At 63.8% G+C, this 12,721-nt stretch carries 12 protein-coding genes and 1 riboswitch; of the genes, 5 read left to right on the top strand and 7 right to left on the bottom strand.

Going from position 1 to position 12,721, the window contains the following annotated elements:
• Window positions 1–22: 22 nt before the first annotated feature.
• On the bottom strand, window positions 23–796 hold the full coding sequence (locus NKH01_RS11205) for an amino acid ABC transporter substrate-binding protein (protein WP_023721021.1): 774 nt from the start codon (window positions 794–796) through the stop codon (window positions 23–25).
• Window positions 797–1,124: 328 nt separating this feature from the next.
• On the opposite strand from NKH01_RS11205, the gene NKH01_RS11200 reads away from it, so the two are divergent.
• On the top strand, window positions 1,125–1,982 hold the full coding sequence (locus NKH01_RS11200) for an RNA polymerase factor sigma-32 (protein WP_031194549.1): 858 nt from the start codon (window positions 1,125–1,127) through the stop codon (window positions 1,980–1,982).
• On the opposite strand, the gene NKH01_RS11195 is transcribed toward NKH01_RS11200, so the two are convergent.
• The 5 genes from NKH01_RS11195 to thiB all read right to left on the bottom strand — a co-directional run bounded on the left by NKH01_RS11195 (window position 1,979) and on the right by thiB (window position 7,601).
• Entirely contained in the window at window positions 1,979–2,164 is a 186-nt protein-coding gene (locus NKH01_RS11195; protein WP_352640153.1) for a hypothetical protein, read from the bottom strand. The genes NKH01_RS11200 and NKH01_RS11195 overlap by 4 nt on opposite strands.
• Before the next feature lie 72 nt (window positions 2,165–2,236).
• A complete protein-coding gene (locus NKH01_RS11190) occupies window positions 2,237–3,706 on the bottom strand; it encodes a M48 family metalloprotease (RefSeq protein WP_023721023.1) in 1,470 nt (489 codons plus the stop codon).
• Between the two features lie 243 nt (window positions 3,707–3,949).
• The gene (gene thiQ / locus NKH01_RS11185) at window positions 3,950–4,741 is read right to left on the bottom strand and encodes a thiamine ABC transporter ATP-binding protein (protein ID WP_023721024.1); all 792 of its coding nucleotides are present in this window, start codon (window positions 4,739–4,741) and stop codon (window positions 3,950–3,952) included.
• Window positions 4,738–6,354 (bottom strand): thiamine/thiamine pyrophosphate ABC transporter permease, encoded by a 1,617-nt coding sequence (gene thiP / locus NKH01_RS11180; RefSeq protein ID WP_353020196.1) that lies wholly within the window; start codon window positions 6,352–6,354, stop codon window positions 4,738–4,740. Before thiP ends, thiQ begins: the two co-directional genes overlap by 4 nt.
• Window positions 6,355–6,587: 233 nt before the next feature.
• Window positions 6,588–7,601: a thiamine ABC transporter substrate binding subunit gene (gene thiB, locus NKH01_RS11175; protein WP_352847126.1), complete on the bottom strand. Its 1,014-nt coding sequence runs from the start codon at window positions 7,599–7,601 to the stop codon at window positions 6,588–6,590.
• Window positions 7,602–7,644: 43 nt separating this feature from the next.
• A riboswitch (TPP riboswitch) is annotated at window positions 7,645–7,759 on the bottom strand.
• A 127-nt stretch (window positions 7,760–7,886) separates the two neighbouring features.
• Here thiB and NKH01_RS11170 point away from each other — a divergent pair.
• Genes NKH01_RS11170 through NKH01_RS11155 form a run of 4 tightly spaced genes read left to right on the top strand, consistent with a single transcriptional unit; the run spans window position 7,887 to window position 10,952 of the window.
• Window positions 7,887–8,531, top strand: a complete 645-nt coding sequence (locus tag NKH01_RS11170; RefSeq protein ID WP_353020194.1) for a thiamine diphosphokinase — start codon at window positions 7,887–7,889, stop codon at window positions 8,529–8,531.
• A 1-nt stretch (window position 8,532) separates the two neighbouring features.
• Window positions 8,533–10,353: an ABC-F family ATP-binding cassette domain-containing protein gene (locus NKH01_RS11165; RefSeq protein ID WP_353020193.1), complete on the top strand. Its 1,821-nt coding sequence runs from the start codon at window positions 8,533–8,535 to the stop codon at window positions 10,351–10,353.
• Window positions 10,354–10,410: 57 nt separating this feature from the next.
• Window positions 10,411–10,653: a type II toxin-antitoxin system CcdA family antitoxin gene (locus NKH01_RS11160; protein WP_352861264.1), complete on the top strand. Its 243-nt coding sequence runs from the start codon at window positions 10,411–10,413 to the stop codon at window positions 10,651–10,653.
• Window positions 10,653–10,952 (top strand): CcdB family protein, encoded by a 300-nt coding sequence (locus NKH01_RS11155; protein WP_353020191.1) that lies wholly within the window; start codon window positions 10,653–10,655, stop codon window positions 10,950–10,952. Before NKH01_RS11160 ends, NKH01_RS11155 begins: the two co-directional genes overlap by 1 nt.
• 31 nt (window positions 10,953–10,983) lie before the next feature.
• Here NKH01_RS11155 and NKH01_RS11150 read toward each other — a convergent pair whose 3' ends face one another.
• Window positions 10,984–12,690 carry a hypothetical protein gene (locus tag NKH01_RS11150; RefSeq protein ID WP_353020189.1) on the bottom strand — a complete coding sequence of 569 codons (1,707 nt, stop codon included), beginning with the start codon at window positions 12,688–12,690 and terminating at the stop codon, window positions 10,984–10,986.
• Window positions 12,691–12,721: the final 31 nt, after the last annotated feature.

Raw genomic sequence — 12,721 nt, 5'->3', positions numbered from 1 at the left:
CGGCCCACGCGAGAAAAGCCGTTTACTTCGAAACGTCCTGGCCGAAATAGGTATCGGCGATTTTCTGGTAGGTACCGTCGGCCTTGATGTCGGCCAGCGCCTTATTGATGGCGGCCACCAGTTCCGGATCGCCCTTGCGCACGATGACGCCGGAATAGTCGGCGTTTTCTTCCTGCGCGGCAATCTTCACATTGGCGTCGGGCTTGTGCTTCTTGAAGTCGAGGAAGGACAGGCTGTCGTTGATGGTGGCGTCGGCGCGGCCGGTGAGAAGAAGCTGGATCGACTGGTCGAAGCCGTCGGTGCCGACGAGCTCGGCGCCATTGGTTTCAGCCAGCTTGCCGAAATTCGAGGTCAGCGACTGCGCCGCCTTCTTGCCCTTGAGATCGGCGAAACCCTTGATGTCGGTGTTGTCGCCGCGCACGATCAGCACCGCCTTGGAGGCGATGTAAGGATCGGAGAAATCATATTTGGCCTTGCGCGCCTCGGTGATGCCGACCTCGTTGATGACGGCATCGTAGCGGTTGGCGTCGAGACCGGCGATCAGCCCGTCCCATTTGCCTTCGAGGAACTGGGCTTTGACGCCGAGGCGCTCGGCGATGGCCCGGGCGATCTCGACGTCGAAGCCGACCAGCGCGCCGGAAGCATCATGATAGGTGAAGGGCGCATAGGTTCCTTCCGTGCCGACCTTGAAGACGCCGGACTGCTTGATCTGGTCGAGATTGGCGCCGGCATGACCGGCGGCGATTGCCAGAACCTGCAGCGTTCCGGCGATAATGAGCGATTTGAGCCATTTCATTTTTCTGTGATCCCGTCCTTGGCCGATGTCCGGCGTCGTTGCGAGTGCCGGAAAATGACAGATGCGCGATGCCAAAATAAGAAACTAAATTTCAAAAATCTCGCGCCCTTGAAATCCCATTCTCAACCAACACCTCCCGGCGGCACCCGGCTGAGTCAAAGCCGATGGCGAATCGCCTGGAACAGCGCAATCGGCATGACAGTCCGGGGGAACATTCCCCCGCATCGCACGTTCTTGGCTGTTGTAGGGCGCGGCGCCGCCATTTCAACCATCGGCGCCAACTCACGATTCAGCGATCGCACCGCAACGCCTGAAGCAGGAGCGCGGCATGATGCAAGACAGTGCAGGACGGACCATGGTTCGCGCGGCGATGAAAGCCCCTTACCTGGAGCGCGACGAAGAGCATCTCCTGGCGCTGCGCTGGAAGGAGAACAATGACCAACACGCGCTGCACCGCATCACCGTCGCCCATATGCGGCTGGTCATTTCTATGGCGTCGCGGTTCCGCCACTACGGCCTTCCCCTGGGCGATCTGATCCAGGAAGGCCATGTCGGGCTGCTGGAGGCCGCGGCCCGTTTCGAGCCCGAGCGCGAGGTGCGGTTCTCGACCTATGCGACATGGTGGATCCGCGCCTCGATGCAGGATTATATCCTGCGCAACTGGTCGATCGTGCGCGGCGGCACCAGCTCGGCGCAAAAGGCGCTGTTCTTCAACCTGCGGCGCCTACGCGCCCGCCTGGCAAACGGCGCCGAGCAGACGTCGAATGCCACGCTTTACCGCGAAGTGTCGGCGGCTCTCGGCGTTTCCGAGGCCGATGTGGCGATGATGGATTCCCGCCTTTCGGCACCCGACAGCTCGCTCAACACGCCGCTTGCCGACGATGCGGGCGCAACCGAGCGGATGGAGTTCCTGGTTTCGGATGACCCGCTGCCCGACGAGGTCGTCGGCGACACGATCGATGTCGAACGCCGCTCTGTCTGGCTGAAGACGGCGCTCGGCGCGCTCAATGCGCGAGAACTCAGGATTATCGAGGAGCGCCGGCTGAGCGACGAGGGCGCGACGCTCGAAGCGCTCGGCGAGACGCTCGGCATCTCCAAGGAACGTGTCCGGCAGATCGAGGCGCGCGCCATGGAAAAGCTCAAGGCAGCTCTGGTGAAGCAGAACCCGGAATTTCTCGCAGCCTAACGTGCCACGTCCTGGCTGATTATTTCTTGCCCGCTGCCCGGTTGATGCTGTTTGACATATGTCAGGCCCACCGCCAGTGAAATCGAAAGCAGGCAGCAGACCACCACAAAGAACCTTGGAAACCTGCTGCGCTCCGCTTTAGCGACCAGCGTTTTCATCATGAAATTGAAGAAAGTGTACAAAACTGCCTCGTTGCATGGCGCGCAGCTTGCCGCGGTATTCAGGCTCTGGCCCTTACACAAGCAGCGTCGCGATTACTTGTCGGTGACGATCTTGACCTTGTCGCCGGCCGAAACGGCGGCGCCCGGCGACAGCGCGTTGAGCACCCTGAACAAATCCAGCTTGCGGTCGACGCCGACCATCTGTGCGGCCAGGGAGCCCATTGTCTGGCCGGGCTGCACCGTGACGATGCGGATACGCAGCGGCTTCAACGCCGCCTTCTCGGCAGCACTCAGGATGCGGAACGAGCCGCTGACCGAGCGCGCCACCGTGCTCAGCGAGGTGCTGGCCGAAGGCGCCGCGGTCAGCAAGCGGTAGACCTGGCCGCCGGCGCGGATCACCGCAATATCGAATTGCCAGCCATCGGCGCCAGCATGCGCGGTTGCCGCTTCGTTGCCGTTGATCGTCTCCTGGCGCACGCTGCTGTCGTCGAGGCCGGCAACCCAGCCGCTGCGGATGTAGTCGGTCAGCGAGCGGCCCTTGTCGATCGAAACGCCGTCGAAGCGGATGGCGATGTCGCCCGGGCCTGTCGCCGTCACCGCCGCTGCCGAATTGTCGATGATGAAGCCATTGGGCACCGAGAACGACACGCCGAGGCCAGGATGCAGGAAAGTTTCGCCGCGCACATAGCCTTCCTCCGGTGTATCGCCGTAAAGCAGCCCGTCTACGCCGGAAAGGAATGAATCGCGGTCGCGCGATCCGACACCGGGCGCGCCGAATTGGCGGGCGTGGCGCTGCGCGAGGTCGATACGTTGCGGCGTGTTGGGGTGCGTCGCCAGGAAGTCGAGGCTGGCGTCGGTGGCGCCGCTGATCGAGCGGAAATCGGTATAGGCCGACATCGACTGCAGGAAGCGGCCGGCGGCGTAGGGATCGAAACCGGCTTCGCCGATCGATTTGATGCCGATGGCGTCGGCCTCTAGCTCCTGATTGCGCGAGAACTGGGCCAGCCTCAGCTTGCCGCGGATCAGCGCCGCCTTGGCCGTCGGGTTGTCGCCGAGCACATCCGAAACGACCTTGGTCGCCAACCCCTCTTCGGCTTCCAGCTGCTGGCGCTGCAGGCCGTGATTGGCCGTAACGTGGCCCATCTCATGCGCAATGACGGCGGCAAGCTCGGCTGAATCGTTGGCCAAGGCCAGCAGGCCCCGGGTGATGTAGAGATAGCCGCCCGGCAGCGCGAAGGCATTGACGTTGGGCGAGTTGAGGATGGTGATGCGGTAGGTCTGGGTCGGGTTGGCCGACACTACGGTCAGTCTGCCGACGATCTTGGCCACCATGCGCTCGAGCTTGGGGTCGGAATATTCTCCGCCATAGGTGGCGAGGATGCGCGGGTGCTGCGCCTTCGCCAGTTGGGCGAGCTTGCCGTTGGCGGCGACATTGTCGACCGTGATCGGCTTGTCTGAGGGCTGAAAGCCTGATTCCTGCACGTCGGGAGGCGTGAACATCTGGCAGCTTGCCAGCGCCACGGCAAGACCGGCCAGCGCCAGAAAGCGCGCCAGCGGTTTCACCCTCCGATGGTCGATGCCGGTCGGCAGATCGGCTTCCTTTCAAGTCCTGGCACGTGACCGCGAAAATCGGGCGCGATTTCCGGAAAGCATCACGCGCAAAATCAAGTGCTACGGCGTCCGACAGATACGAGGCAGCAAGGGCAAATCACGGTCTAAGCCGGACCAGCTCCTGGCGGACCTAGCCACACTACCTCGACCATGGCAAGCAAGCGCCGCTTCGCCTTCCGCCGGTTTGACCATAAATTATGTCCGCTTCCGGGCAACATCTCGTGATCCAGCCGCAAACGGACCCGAGCCGATATAGCGTCGGAATGCCTCCGGTCCAGCCCCGACGAAAAAATCGGCCGCAGTGCCCGTCGCGGCAACCGTGCCACCATCCAGGAAAACCATGTTTTGCCCGATACGGCGCGCATCGTCCGGCTGGTGCGTGACGAATAGCACCGTCATGCGCTGCTCCGAATGGACGTCGGCGACCAGGTCGAGCATGTCGTCGCGCAGTGCCGGTCCGAGCGAAGCGAACGGCTCGTCGAGCAACAACACCGGCCGGTCGCGCACCAGGACCCGAGCGAGCGCGACGCGCTGCCGCTCACCGCCGGAGAGTTCGCGCGGCAGCCGGCTTTCCTTGCCGGCAAGGCCGACGCGCTTCAGCGCTGCGGCGATTGCGGCGCGGTCAGCCTCGCTCAGCATGAGCGAAGGCGAGCGGCCGAGCCCGACATTCTGCTCGAGGGACAGATGGGCAAACAGGTTGTTTTCCTGGAACACCATCGATACCGGCCGCGCTGATGGCGGCGCAGTGCTGACGTCGGCGCCGCCGATGAGCACGCGGCCTGACCGCGGCGCTTCGAAACCGGCCACCAGATTGAGCAGCGTCGACTTTCCCGAACCGCTCGGCCCCATGATGGCGGTGATTTCCGACGCCGGGAAATCGACATCGAATATAAGCGGCGTTTCACCATAGCTGAACGAGACATTATCGAGCCGCACGGCCGCGCCTTTTTCGACCGAAATCGACCGTTCCGGGCTGATCGGCATCATGATTTCTCCCTCCTTCCCAGCCAGTCCGCGGTCAGCACAAGCGCCAGGCAGACAAGGCCGAGCAGCAGCGCCAGGCCGGCCGCATCCTCGGTGCGGTAGCTGCCCATGCGCGCCAGCAACAGATAGGGCAATGTCTGCACGGAATCGCTGCCGAACAGCGCAATGACGCCGAGATCACCGAGCGACAGCGCCATGGCGAAGGCGAAGCCGGTGGCGAGCGGCCGCCGCGACGGCCAGTCGACCAGACGCAACCGGTTCCAGCCCGAGATGCCAAGCTGTGCACAGAGCCGTTCGTGGCGTTCGCTCGCCGCGTCATAGGCGGGGCGGATGGCGCGGATGGCGAACGGCATCGCCATCACCGCATTGACCACAACCACCATGACAGGGGCGATCGCAAAGACATCGCTGACGCTGCGCAGGAGCAGGAACCAGCCGGCACCGATGACGATGGGCGGCACCACCAGGACGAACCCCGCACCGGTGTCGGCCAGGTGTTCGAGCAGCGTCCGCCTGCCGGTCCGCCGGGTGAGCGCCAGCGCCCGGCGCGCCATAACCAGCGACAGCGACAACGCCAAGGAGAGCAGCGCGGATAGGAGGGAGAGCACGGCACTGGTCGCCGTCGCTTGCCGCACCGCGCTCTCGCCGGCCAGGCGGCCGAGATCGGCGCCAAGCCCGGCCGACAGCGTAGCCGCCATCGGTCCGGCGACAAACAGCAGTGCCAGCCCGATCACCAGTGCGTTCAGCACGGTCTCGGCCGCACCGGCTGAAAAATACCGGCGCGGGGCTACCGGCAGATTGGCGTCGCCGGTCATATTGGCGCCAAGCCGCGTTAGTGCCAGCACGACGACGAAGGTCAGGGCAATCTGCAACAAGGTCAGCGTCACCGCCCGCGCCGGGTCGAAGTCGAAACGCAGCGCCTGGTATATGGCAACCTCCAGCGTCGTCGCGCGCGGCCCGCCGCCGAGCGTAAGCACGATGGTGAAGGAGGTGATGCACAGCATGAAAACGAGCCCGGCAACGCCCGGCAGGGCCGCACGCAACGCCGGCCATTCGATCAGCCGGAAGGCGGGCGCAGCACCCATGCCAAGCTGGCTCGCCAGCCGCCATTGGTTAGCCGGCACCGTCTGCAACGCTTCCAGGAACAGTCGCGTTGCCAGCGGCAGGTTGAAAAAGACGTGGGCGACGAGAATACCCGATAGGCCATAGATGCCGGGCCAGTTCTGGCCGCCAATCGCACCGAGCAAGCCGGCGAAATACCCGGCGCGGCCATAGAGTGCCAAGACACCGAGTGCGGCAACAATGGCCGGCAGCGCCAGCGGCACGGCGAAAAGCTGCAGGACAAAGCCTCGCCCGAAAAACTGTGGATGCCGCGACAGCGCGCGCGCGACGAACAGCGCCGGTGCGACGGAGAGCAGGGTCGACAACAGAGCCTGCCAGAGCGTGAAGCGGGCAACACGGAGGAGATAGGAATCAAAGGCGGAGGCGGCGCCCGACAGGTCGCGCATGGCTTCGACGACGAGCCCGGCGAATGCCCCGCCGATCAGCAGCGCGATGGCGGCGAGCGCGACGATGCCGGCAGCGACGCGGGTATCCGATGATGGCGCGCGTTGCACGCTAGACCACCAGATTCGAGATTCTTAGCGAGGATTGCGTTCCTTCGCGCGCCCCTCTGTCCTGCCGGACATCTCCCCCACATGGGGAGAGATTGGCAGGTTCAGCGCTCCGCTCATTCCGGCAATGTCGGAGATTGGCGAAAGCCGGCATGACGGCCAATCTCCCTCCTTGTGGGGGAGATGTCCGGCAGGACAGAGGGGGGCGCCGTAGGGCGATCATCTTTCTATCCGAGCTACTTGCTCATCACCGCCAGCCACTCGTCGACCCAGGCCTTGCGATTTGCGGCGACCTCTTCCGAGCTGAACAGCAAGGTTTTGGTCGGTTTGACGAGCTTGTCGAACGCCGGATTGAGCGGCTTGTCGGTTTTGCCGGCCGGGAACATCCAGTTGGTTTCGGGAATGACGTCCTGGAATTTCGGCCCGGTCATAAAGGCGATGAACTTTTCCGCCAGCGGGTTCTTCGCGCCCTTGGTGGTGATCCCAGCGACCTCGATCTGCAGATATTCGCCTTCCTCGAAGGACGCCGCCTGGTAGCGCGAGGTGTTTTCGGCAACCATGTGGTAGGCTGGCGAAGTGGTATAGGACAGCACCATCGGCGCCTCACCCTTGGTGAACAGGCCGTAGGCCTCGCTCCAGCCCGGCGTCACCGTCAGCACCTTTGCCTTGAGTTTGGCCCAGGCTTCCGGCGCCTTGTCGCCATAGACCGACTTGACCCACAACAGCAGGCCAAGGCCCGGCGTCGAGGTGCGTGGATCCTGGATGACGATTTTGTCGCCGGCATCGCCCTCGACCAATTCCCTGAGGCTCTTCGGCGGGCTCTTCAGTTTTTCGCTATCGTAGACGATAGCGAAATAGCCATAGTCGAACGGCACGAAGATATCGTCGCTCCAGCCACCCGGCACACTGACGTCCGTCACGGCGCCATGCGGCGAAAACAGGCCGGTTGCCTTGGCGTCCGCCGTCAAATTGGTATCGAGGCCAAGCACGATATCGGCCTTGGTCGCGGCCCCTTCCAGCTTCACACGGTTGAGCAGTGCCACGCCGTCGGCGACCGAGACGAATTCGACGACGCAGGTGCACTCGGCCTCGAAGGCCTTCTTCACCGCCGGTCCCGGACCCCAATCGGCGGTGAAGCTTTCATAGGTATAGACGGTCAGCTTATCCTGTGCCGATGCCTGCCCCGGTAGGGCAAGCGCGGATGCCGCAAGCAGGATAATCGAGGCAAGAGAGTGGAAAAAACTGCGCATCGGCGCCTCCTTCGTTCGCGTTGAAAGGAATTGAGGCGTCGGGCTGTCCGAAACGTCTAATCCCTCCGCCGGTACAAACCGGATCAGGTTCAGCGGGTTGGCAGTCTTGCCTCTCAGCCGGTCCGCGAAGATCGCGTCCGGCACCCCGTTAGAGCGATGCGACACATAGGCCCGGCCGAAGTGCTGCGCAAGCGGAAGTTTGCCGGGCATCCAAAGCCCAGCCTTCCGTTTCGTCTGCCGTTTCATCTTCCGTTTCCGGGGCAGGGCTGGTAAGGGCCACGAGATATGAGCACATTCACCATCCTGCTTGGCGGCGATCTTATCCGCACGCCGCTGCTCGACCGCCAGGTCGAAGGCTCCCGCGTCATCGCTGCCGATGCCGGTATCGGCCATGCCCGTATGCTGGGCCTGATGCCGGAACTCTGGGTCGGCGATTTCGATTCCGTGCCTGCCGATTTGCCGGAGGATCTGGCCGCCGTGCCACGGCAGGTGTTTCCCGCCGAAAAGGACAAGACCGACGGTGAACTCGCTATCGCCGCCGCGCTCGAACGCGGTGCGACCAGACTTGTGCTGGCAGGCGCCTTCGGCGGCAAACGCACCGACCACATCTTCCTGCATCTGGCGCTGAGCGTCCGGCTGGCGGAAGGCGGAACGGAAGTGCTTTTGACCAGCGGCGCACAGGAAGGCATTCCTTTGCTGCCTGGAAAGACTGGCTTCGATTATGTCGACGGTACGCTGTTTTCGGTGCTCGGCTTTTCGGATCTCGCCGGCCTGACAGTCACCGGCGCCAAATGGCCGCTCGCCCATGTCGAGGTTGCCTTCGGCTCGTCGCTGACCATTTCCAACGAGGTCAAGGGCCGGCTGGAAATCGCGCTGGCCAGCGGCCGCGCGCTGCTGCTCGCGCATCCTTTTCCCCTACCTGAAAGCTGACATGGCGCCGCCACTTCTCAATCTCGACGGGATAAAGCTGACCTTTGGCGGCGCGCCGCTGCTCGACGGTGCCGCCCTGACGGCGTCAGCTGGCGACAAGATCGCCCTGGTCGGCCGCAACGGCTCTGGCAAGTCGACGCTCCTCAAGATCGCTGCCGGGCTGATCGAACCGCAGGACGGCGAAGTCTTCCGCCAGCCCTCGGCGACCGTGCGCTATTTGCCGCAAATGCCCGACATGGACGGTTTTGCGACCGTTCGCGCCTATGTCGAGGCAGGCCTCGGGCCCGCCGACGATCCCTACCGCGCGACCTATCTGATGGAGCATCTCGGCCTATCCGGCGAAGAACGGCCGAACGACCTCTCCGGCGGCGAAGCGCGGCGCGCGGCACTCGCCCGCGTCATGGCGCCCGAGCCCGACATTCTTCTCCTCGATGAGCCGACCAATCATCTTGACCTTTCGGTTATCGAATGGCTGGAGGAGGAGCTTGCCCGCACCTCCTCGGCCCTGGTCGTCATCTCGCATGACCGCCGTTTTCTCGAACGCGTGTCACGCGCCACAATTTGGCTCGACCGCGGCCAGACCCGCCGTCTCGATAAGGGCTTTGCCTATTTCGAGGAATGGCGCGACACGGTGTTGGAGGAGGAAGAGCGCGAGCAGCACAAGCTCGGCCGCCAGATCGTGCGCGAGGAGCACTGGCTGCGCTATGGCGTGACGGCAAGGCGCAAGCGCAACATGCGCCGGCTCGGTGAGTTGCAGACCATGCGCCAGCGCTTTCGCGGTCATCGTGGCGCCGAGGGTGCGGCGACGATGACAGCCAGCGACGCCGCCGAATCCGGCAAGCTGGTGATTGAGGCCAAGAACATCGAGAAGAGCTTTGGCGATCTGACCGTGGTCAAGGGATTCTCGACACGCATCCAGCGCGGCGATCGCGTCGGTCTGGTCGGGCCGAACGGCGCCGGCAAGACGACGCTATTGAAGATGCTGACCGGCGAATTGAAGCCGGACGCAGGCACGGTGCGGCTCGGCACCAACCTGGAGATCGCCACGCTCGACCAGAAGCGCGAGGCCGTCGATCCGCAGGAGACACTGGCGCAGTATCTCACCGACGGACGCGGCGAGAACCTTGTCATCAATGGCGAGCAGCGCCACGTCGTGTCCTACATGAAGGACTTCCTGTTCAAGCCGGAACAGGCGCGCACGCCGGTGCGCGAGCTTTCGGGCGGCGAGCGGGCACGGCTGATCCTCGCCCGCGTTTTGGCGCGGCCGGCAAACCTGCTTGTGCTCGACGAGCCGACCAACGATCTCGACATGGAGACGCTGGAGCTGCTGCAGGAACTGGTCGCCGGCTTTGCCGGCACGGTGATCCTGGTCAGCCACGATCGCGATTTCCTCGACCGCACGGTGACCAGCATCATCGCGCCGGATGGCGACGGCCGCTGGATCGAATATGCCGGCGGCTATTCCGATATGCTGGCGCAGCGCGGCGGCACCAGGCTGGACGACCGCAAGGCGCGGCCGAAGGCAGAGACCGGCGAGGCGACGGCGGCAAACAGGAGCGAAGCGGCCGCTCCCAAGGGCCCGGCCAAGAAACTGTCGTTCAAGCAGAAATTCGCGCTGGAAACCTTGCCAAAAAAGATCGAGGCGGTGTCGGCCTCGATCTCGCGGCTGGAGAACAACATCGCCGATCCGGCCTATTACGAGCGCGACCCGGCCTCGTTCCAGAAGACGATTGCCGCGCTCGACAAGGAGCGCGTCACGCTGGCAGCGCTCGAGGAGGAATGGCTGGAACTCGAGATGCTGCGGGAAGAGATGGAGGGGTGAGAGGTTGCATGCACGCTCATATGCGCCTACATTATGCGCATAAATGGGAGCGGCTCCATGCTTCGATCGAATCCAAAAACCCAAAGAAAGTCGGTTAATACATCGATCGACTCCGGATTGATCGAGGACGCCAAGGCGTTGGGCATCAATATATCCCGCGCTGCAGAAGAGGGTATCGCCAAGGCGATTTCGGCCGAAAAAACCCGGCGATGGCAGGAGGAAAACAAGGAAGCGATCGAAAGTTCCAATGACTATGTCAGGCGCAACGGCTTGCCTCTGGCCAAGCACCGGCTGTTTTGATGGCGCGTTATGATTTCTACCAGAGTGCCGAAGGCGACGGTTATCTTCTCGATCTCCAGTCCGACCTTCTGGGACGGCTCGACACCAAGGTAGTCGTCCCGCTGATGCCAGCCAATAAGGCTCCGGTGCCGGGCCGCCGGCTAAATCCTATCTTCACCATCAACGGTAAGGACCATGTCATGGTCACTCAATTCATGTCAGCCTTGATGACATCTGAATTGCCCATTGCCGAAGGAAATCTTTCTCGCCATCACGACGACATCGTGAGCGCAATCGACATGTTGTTCCAAGGCTTCTGAGCCAAGGAGGGGTTGGGCTGGTGAGCCGGCCTCAACCCGCCGTCTTGGTTTGCCAGGCCTTCAGCGCCTCATCGAACACCTTCTCGCCCGGAATGCCCTTTTCCATCGTGAGCAGCGCCCGCCGCCCGGTCTTGTAGACGACCGGCACGTCGATCCAGTCCTGGCCCCTGAGCAAGGTCAGATTGGCGTCTTCATCCGCCTTGGTATCGTTGAGCGCAACCAGGAAGAAACCGTCGGCGATCTTAGCCGGGATACCGATCAGCGGACTGCCGGCATCCTGCTCGGAGCCCTTCATGGCGACTCGCAGGATGTTGTCGACACCGCCGCCCTCGAAGCCGTCAGGCGTCAGGAAGATCATCTCGATGATATGGCTGGCCGGCAGCGTCTGGTCGGTGTTGCGGCGGATCGTCATGCGCAACTGGATATCCTTGCCTGGAATGGTCGCCTCGGCGCGGATCGCCGGCTCGGGCGGCAGGTCGCCGCCGGGCGATTCCTGCACCAGCGACCAGACGATATTGCCGGGCTCGGCCGAGCCTTGAGCGGTGCTGGTGCGCTCCTCGTAGAAGATCGCTTTCTGGCCGACGGCCAGCGCGGCTTCCGGCGGAACTACCGTCGGTGCCGCTGCCGTCACGGGCGGTGGGGCGGCCGCTGCAGGCGCTGGCGGGGCAGCTGCAGCATCGGCCGGCGCTACCGCTCCGTTGGCGGGCGGCGTTGCGGGAGTTGGTGCACCGGACTCGTCGACTGCTGGAGCATTGGCCGTGGCTTGCGCGTCTGCGGGCGCGGCCGGTGCCGGCGCGGCGGGTACCGGGCTGGTCGGCGTATGTGCAGCCGACGGCGGCGTGGTCAGCGCGGCGACGGATTCGCCTTCGCCGATGCCCGCCTGCCCGGCCGCGGGGCCGGGATCGACCTCGTGGCCTTCGGGCGTCAGGCGCTGCGTGAACTTCGCGCCTTCGCCGGCCTCCGTCGGAGGCGCGGCGGCCGGTACGGCCGCATCGGCCACCGGCTTGGCCGGGGCTGGTTTTACCAGCGGTTCGGTGGTGACGGTTTTGGTCCCGTCGAGGCCGAGCATGCTGCCGAACGCATCCTTGTTCAGCCACATGCCGTAACCGCCACCGGCAATGACCAGCAAGGCGACGGCAGCGGCAATCACACCGCCATAGCTGCGCCTGCGCTCGGCAGGATGGAGCCGCTGGAACCTGTCCTCCGCGGGGTCGCCGTCGTTGGAAAAGTCATCGCCCCGAAAAACCCCGTCTTGGTCATCGGCTGTCGGAAGATCCATGTCGGACGGCGGCGGACCAGCGCGCTCCTGAGAAAGAGCGACGGGCTGCGGCTTTTGCCAGTTCGGCGCCGCCTTGGCGGGCGTGGGCTGCCATGCCGGCCCAGTCTGTGCCGGCCCGGTCTTTGCCGGCTCGGTCTTGGCCGGCTCGGTTTTGGCCGGCTGGCGGACATGGCTGGGCTGGTTCTTGTTGCGGTCGATGGAGGAGAAGATGTCCTCCAGCTCCGCCAGCGGATCGGATGCCGGCGCCGGTTTGCCATACTCTCGCTCAATGCTTGCGATGGCATCTTCGAGTGCACGCTTCTGCCTGGCGACGTCCGACGGCGCAAGCGGTGGATCGCGTTCGGCAATCTTCTTCGCAATCGTCGAACGGGCCTTGTCGTAGACCCTGGCGCGCACCTCCGCCGACGGCTCGCCGAGATTGTCGAGCGTCTTTTTCAGAACAGAAACAAAATCTACCATGCTTCAGTCGACCTGCATTTTGTTTCTGGGC

This window comes from Mesorhizobium sp. M1403 (genome assembly GCF_040317695.1).
Taxonomy (GTDB): domain Bacteria; phylum Pseudomonadota; class Alphaproteobacteria; order Rhizobiales; family Rhizobiaceae; genus Mesorhizobium.
This window is presented reverse-complemented; position numbering and strand designations above follow the sequence as displayed.

Excerpts from the sequence above, each read along its gene's own strand:
- NKH01_RS11205 (WP_023721021.1), bottom strand. The coding sequence starts at position 796 with ATGAAATGGCTCAAATCGCTCATTATCGCCGGAACGCTGCAGGTTCTG.
- NKH01_RS11200 (WP_031194549.1), top strand. The coding sequence starts at position 1,125 with ATGATGCAAGACAGTGCAGGACGGACCATGGTTCGCGCGGCGATGAAA.
- thiQ (WP_023721024.1), bottom strand. The coding sequence starts at position 4,741 with ATGATGCCGATCAGCCCGGAACGGTCGATTTCGGTCGAAAAAGGCGCG.
- thiB (WP_352847126.1), bottom strand. The coding sequence starts at position 7,601 with ATGCGCAGTTTTTTCCACTCTCTTGCCTCGATTATCCTGCTTGCGGCA.
- NKH01_RS11170 (WP_353020194.1), top strand. The coding sequence starts at position 7,887 with ATGAGCACATTCACCATCCTGCTTGGCGGCGATCTTATCCGCACGCCG.
- NKH01_RS11165 (WP_353020193.1), top strand. The coding sequence starts at position 8,533 with ATGGCGCCGCCACTTCTCAATCTCGACGGGATAAAGCTGACCTTTGGC.
- NKH01_RS11160 (WP_352861264.1), top strand. The coding sequence starts at position 10,411 with ATGCTTCGATCGAATCCAAAAACCCAAAGAAAGTCGGTTAATACATCG.
- NKH01_RS11155 (WP_353020191.1), top strand. The coding sequence starts at position 10,653 with ATGGCGCGTTATGATTTCTACCAGAGTGCCGAAGGCGACGGTTATCTT.
- NKH01_RS11150 (WP_353020189.1), bottom strand. The coding sequence starts at position 12,690 with ATGGTAGATTTTGTTTCTGTTCTGAAAAAGACGCTCGACAATCTCGGC.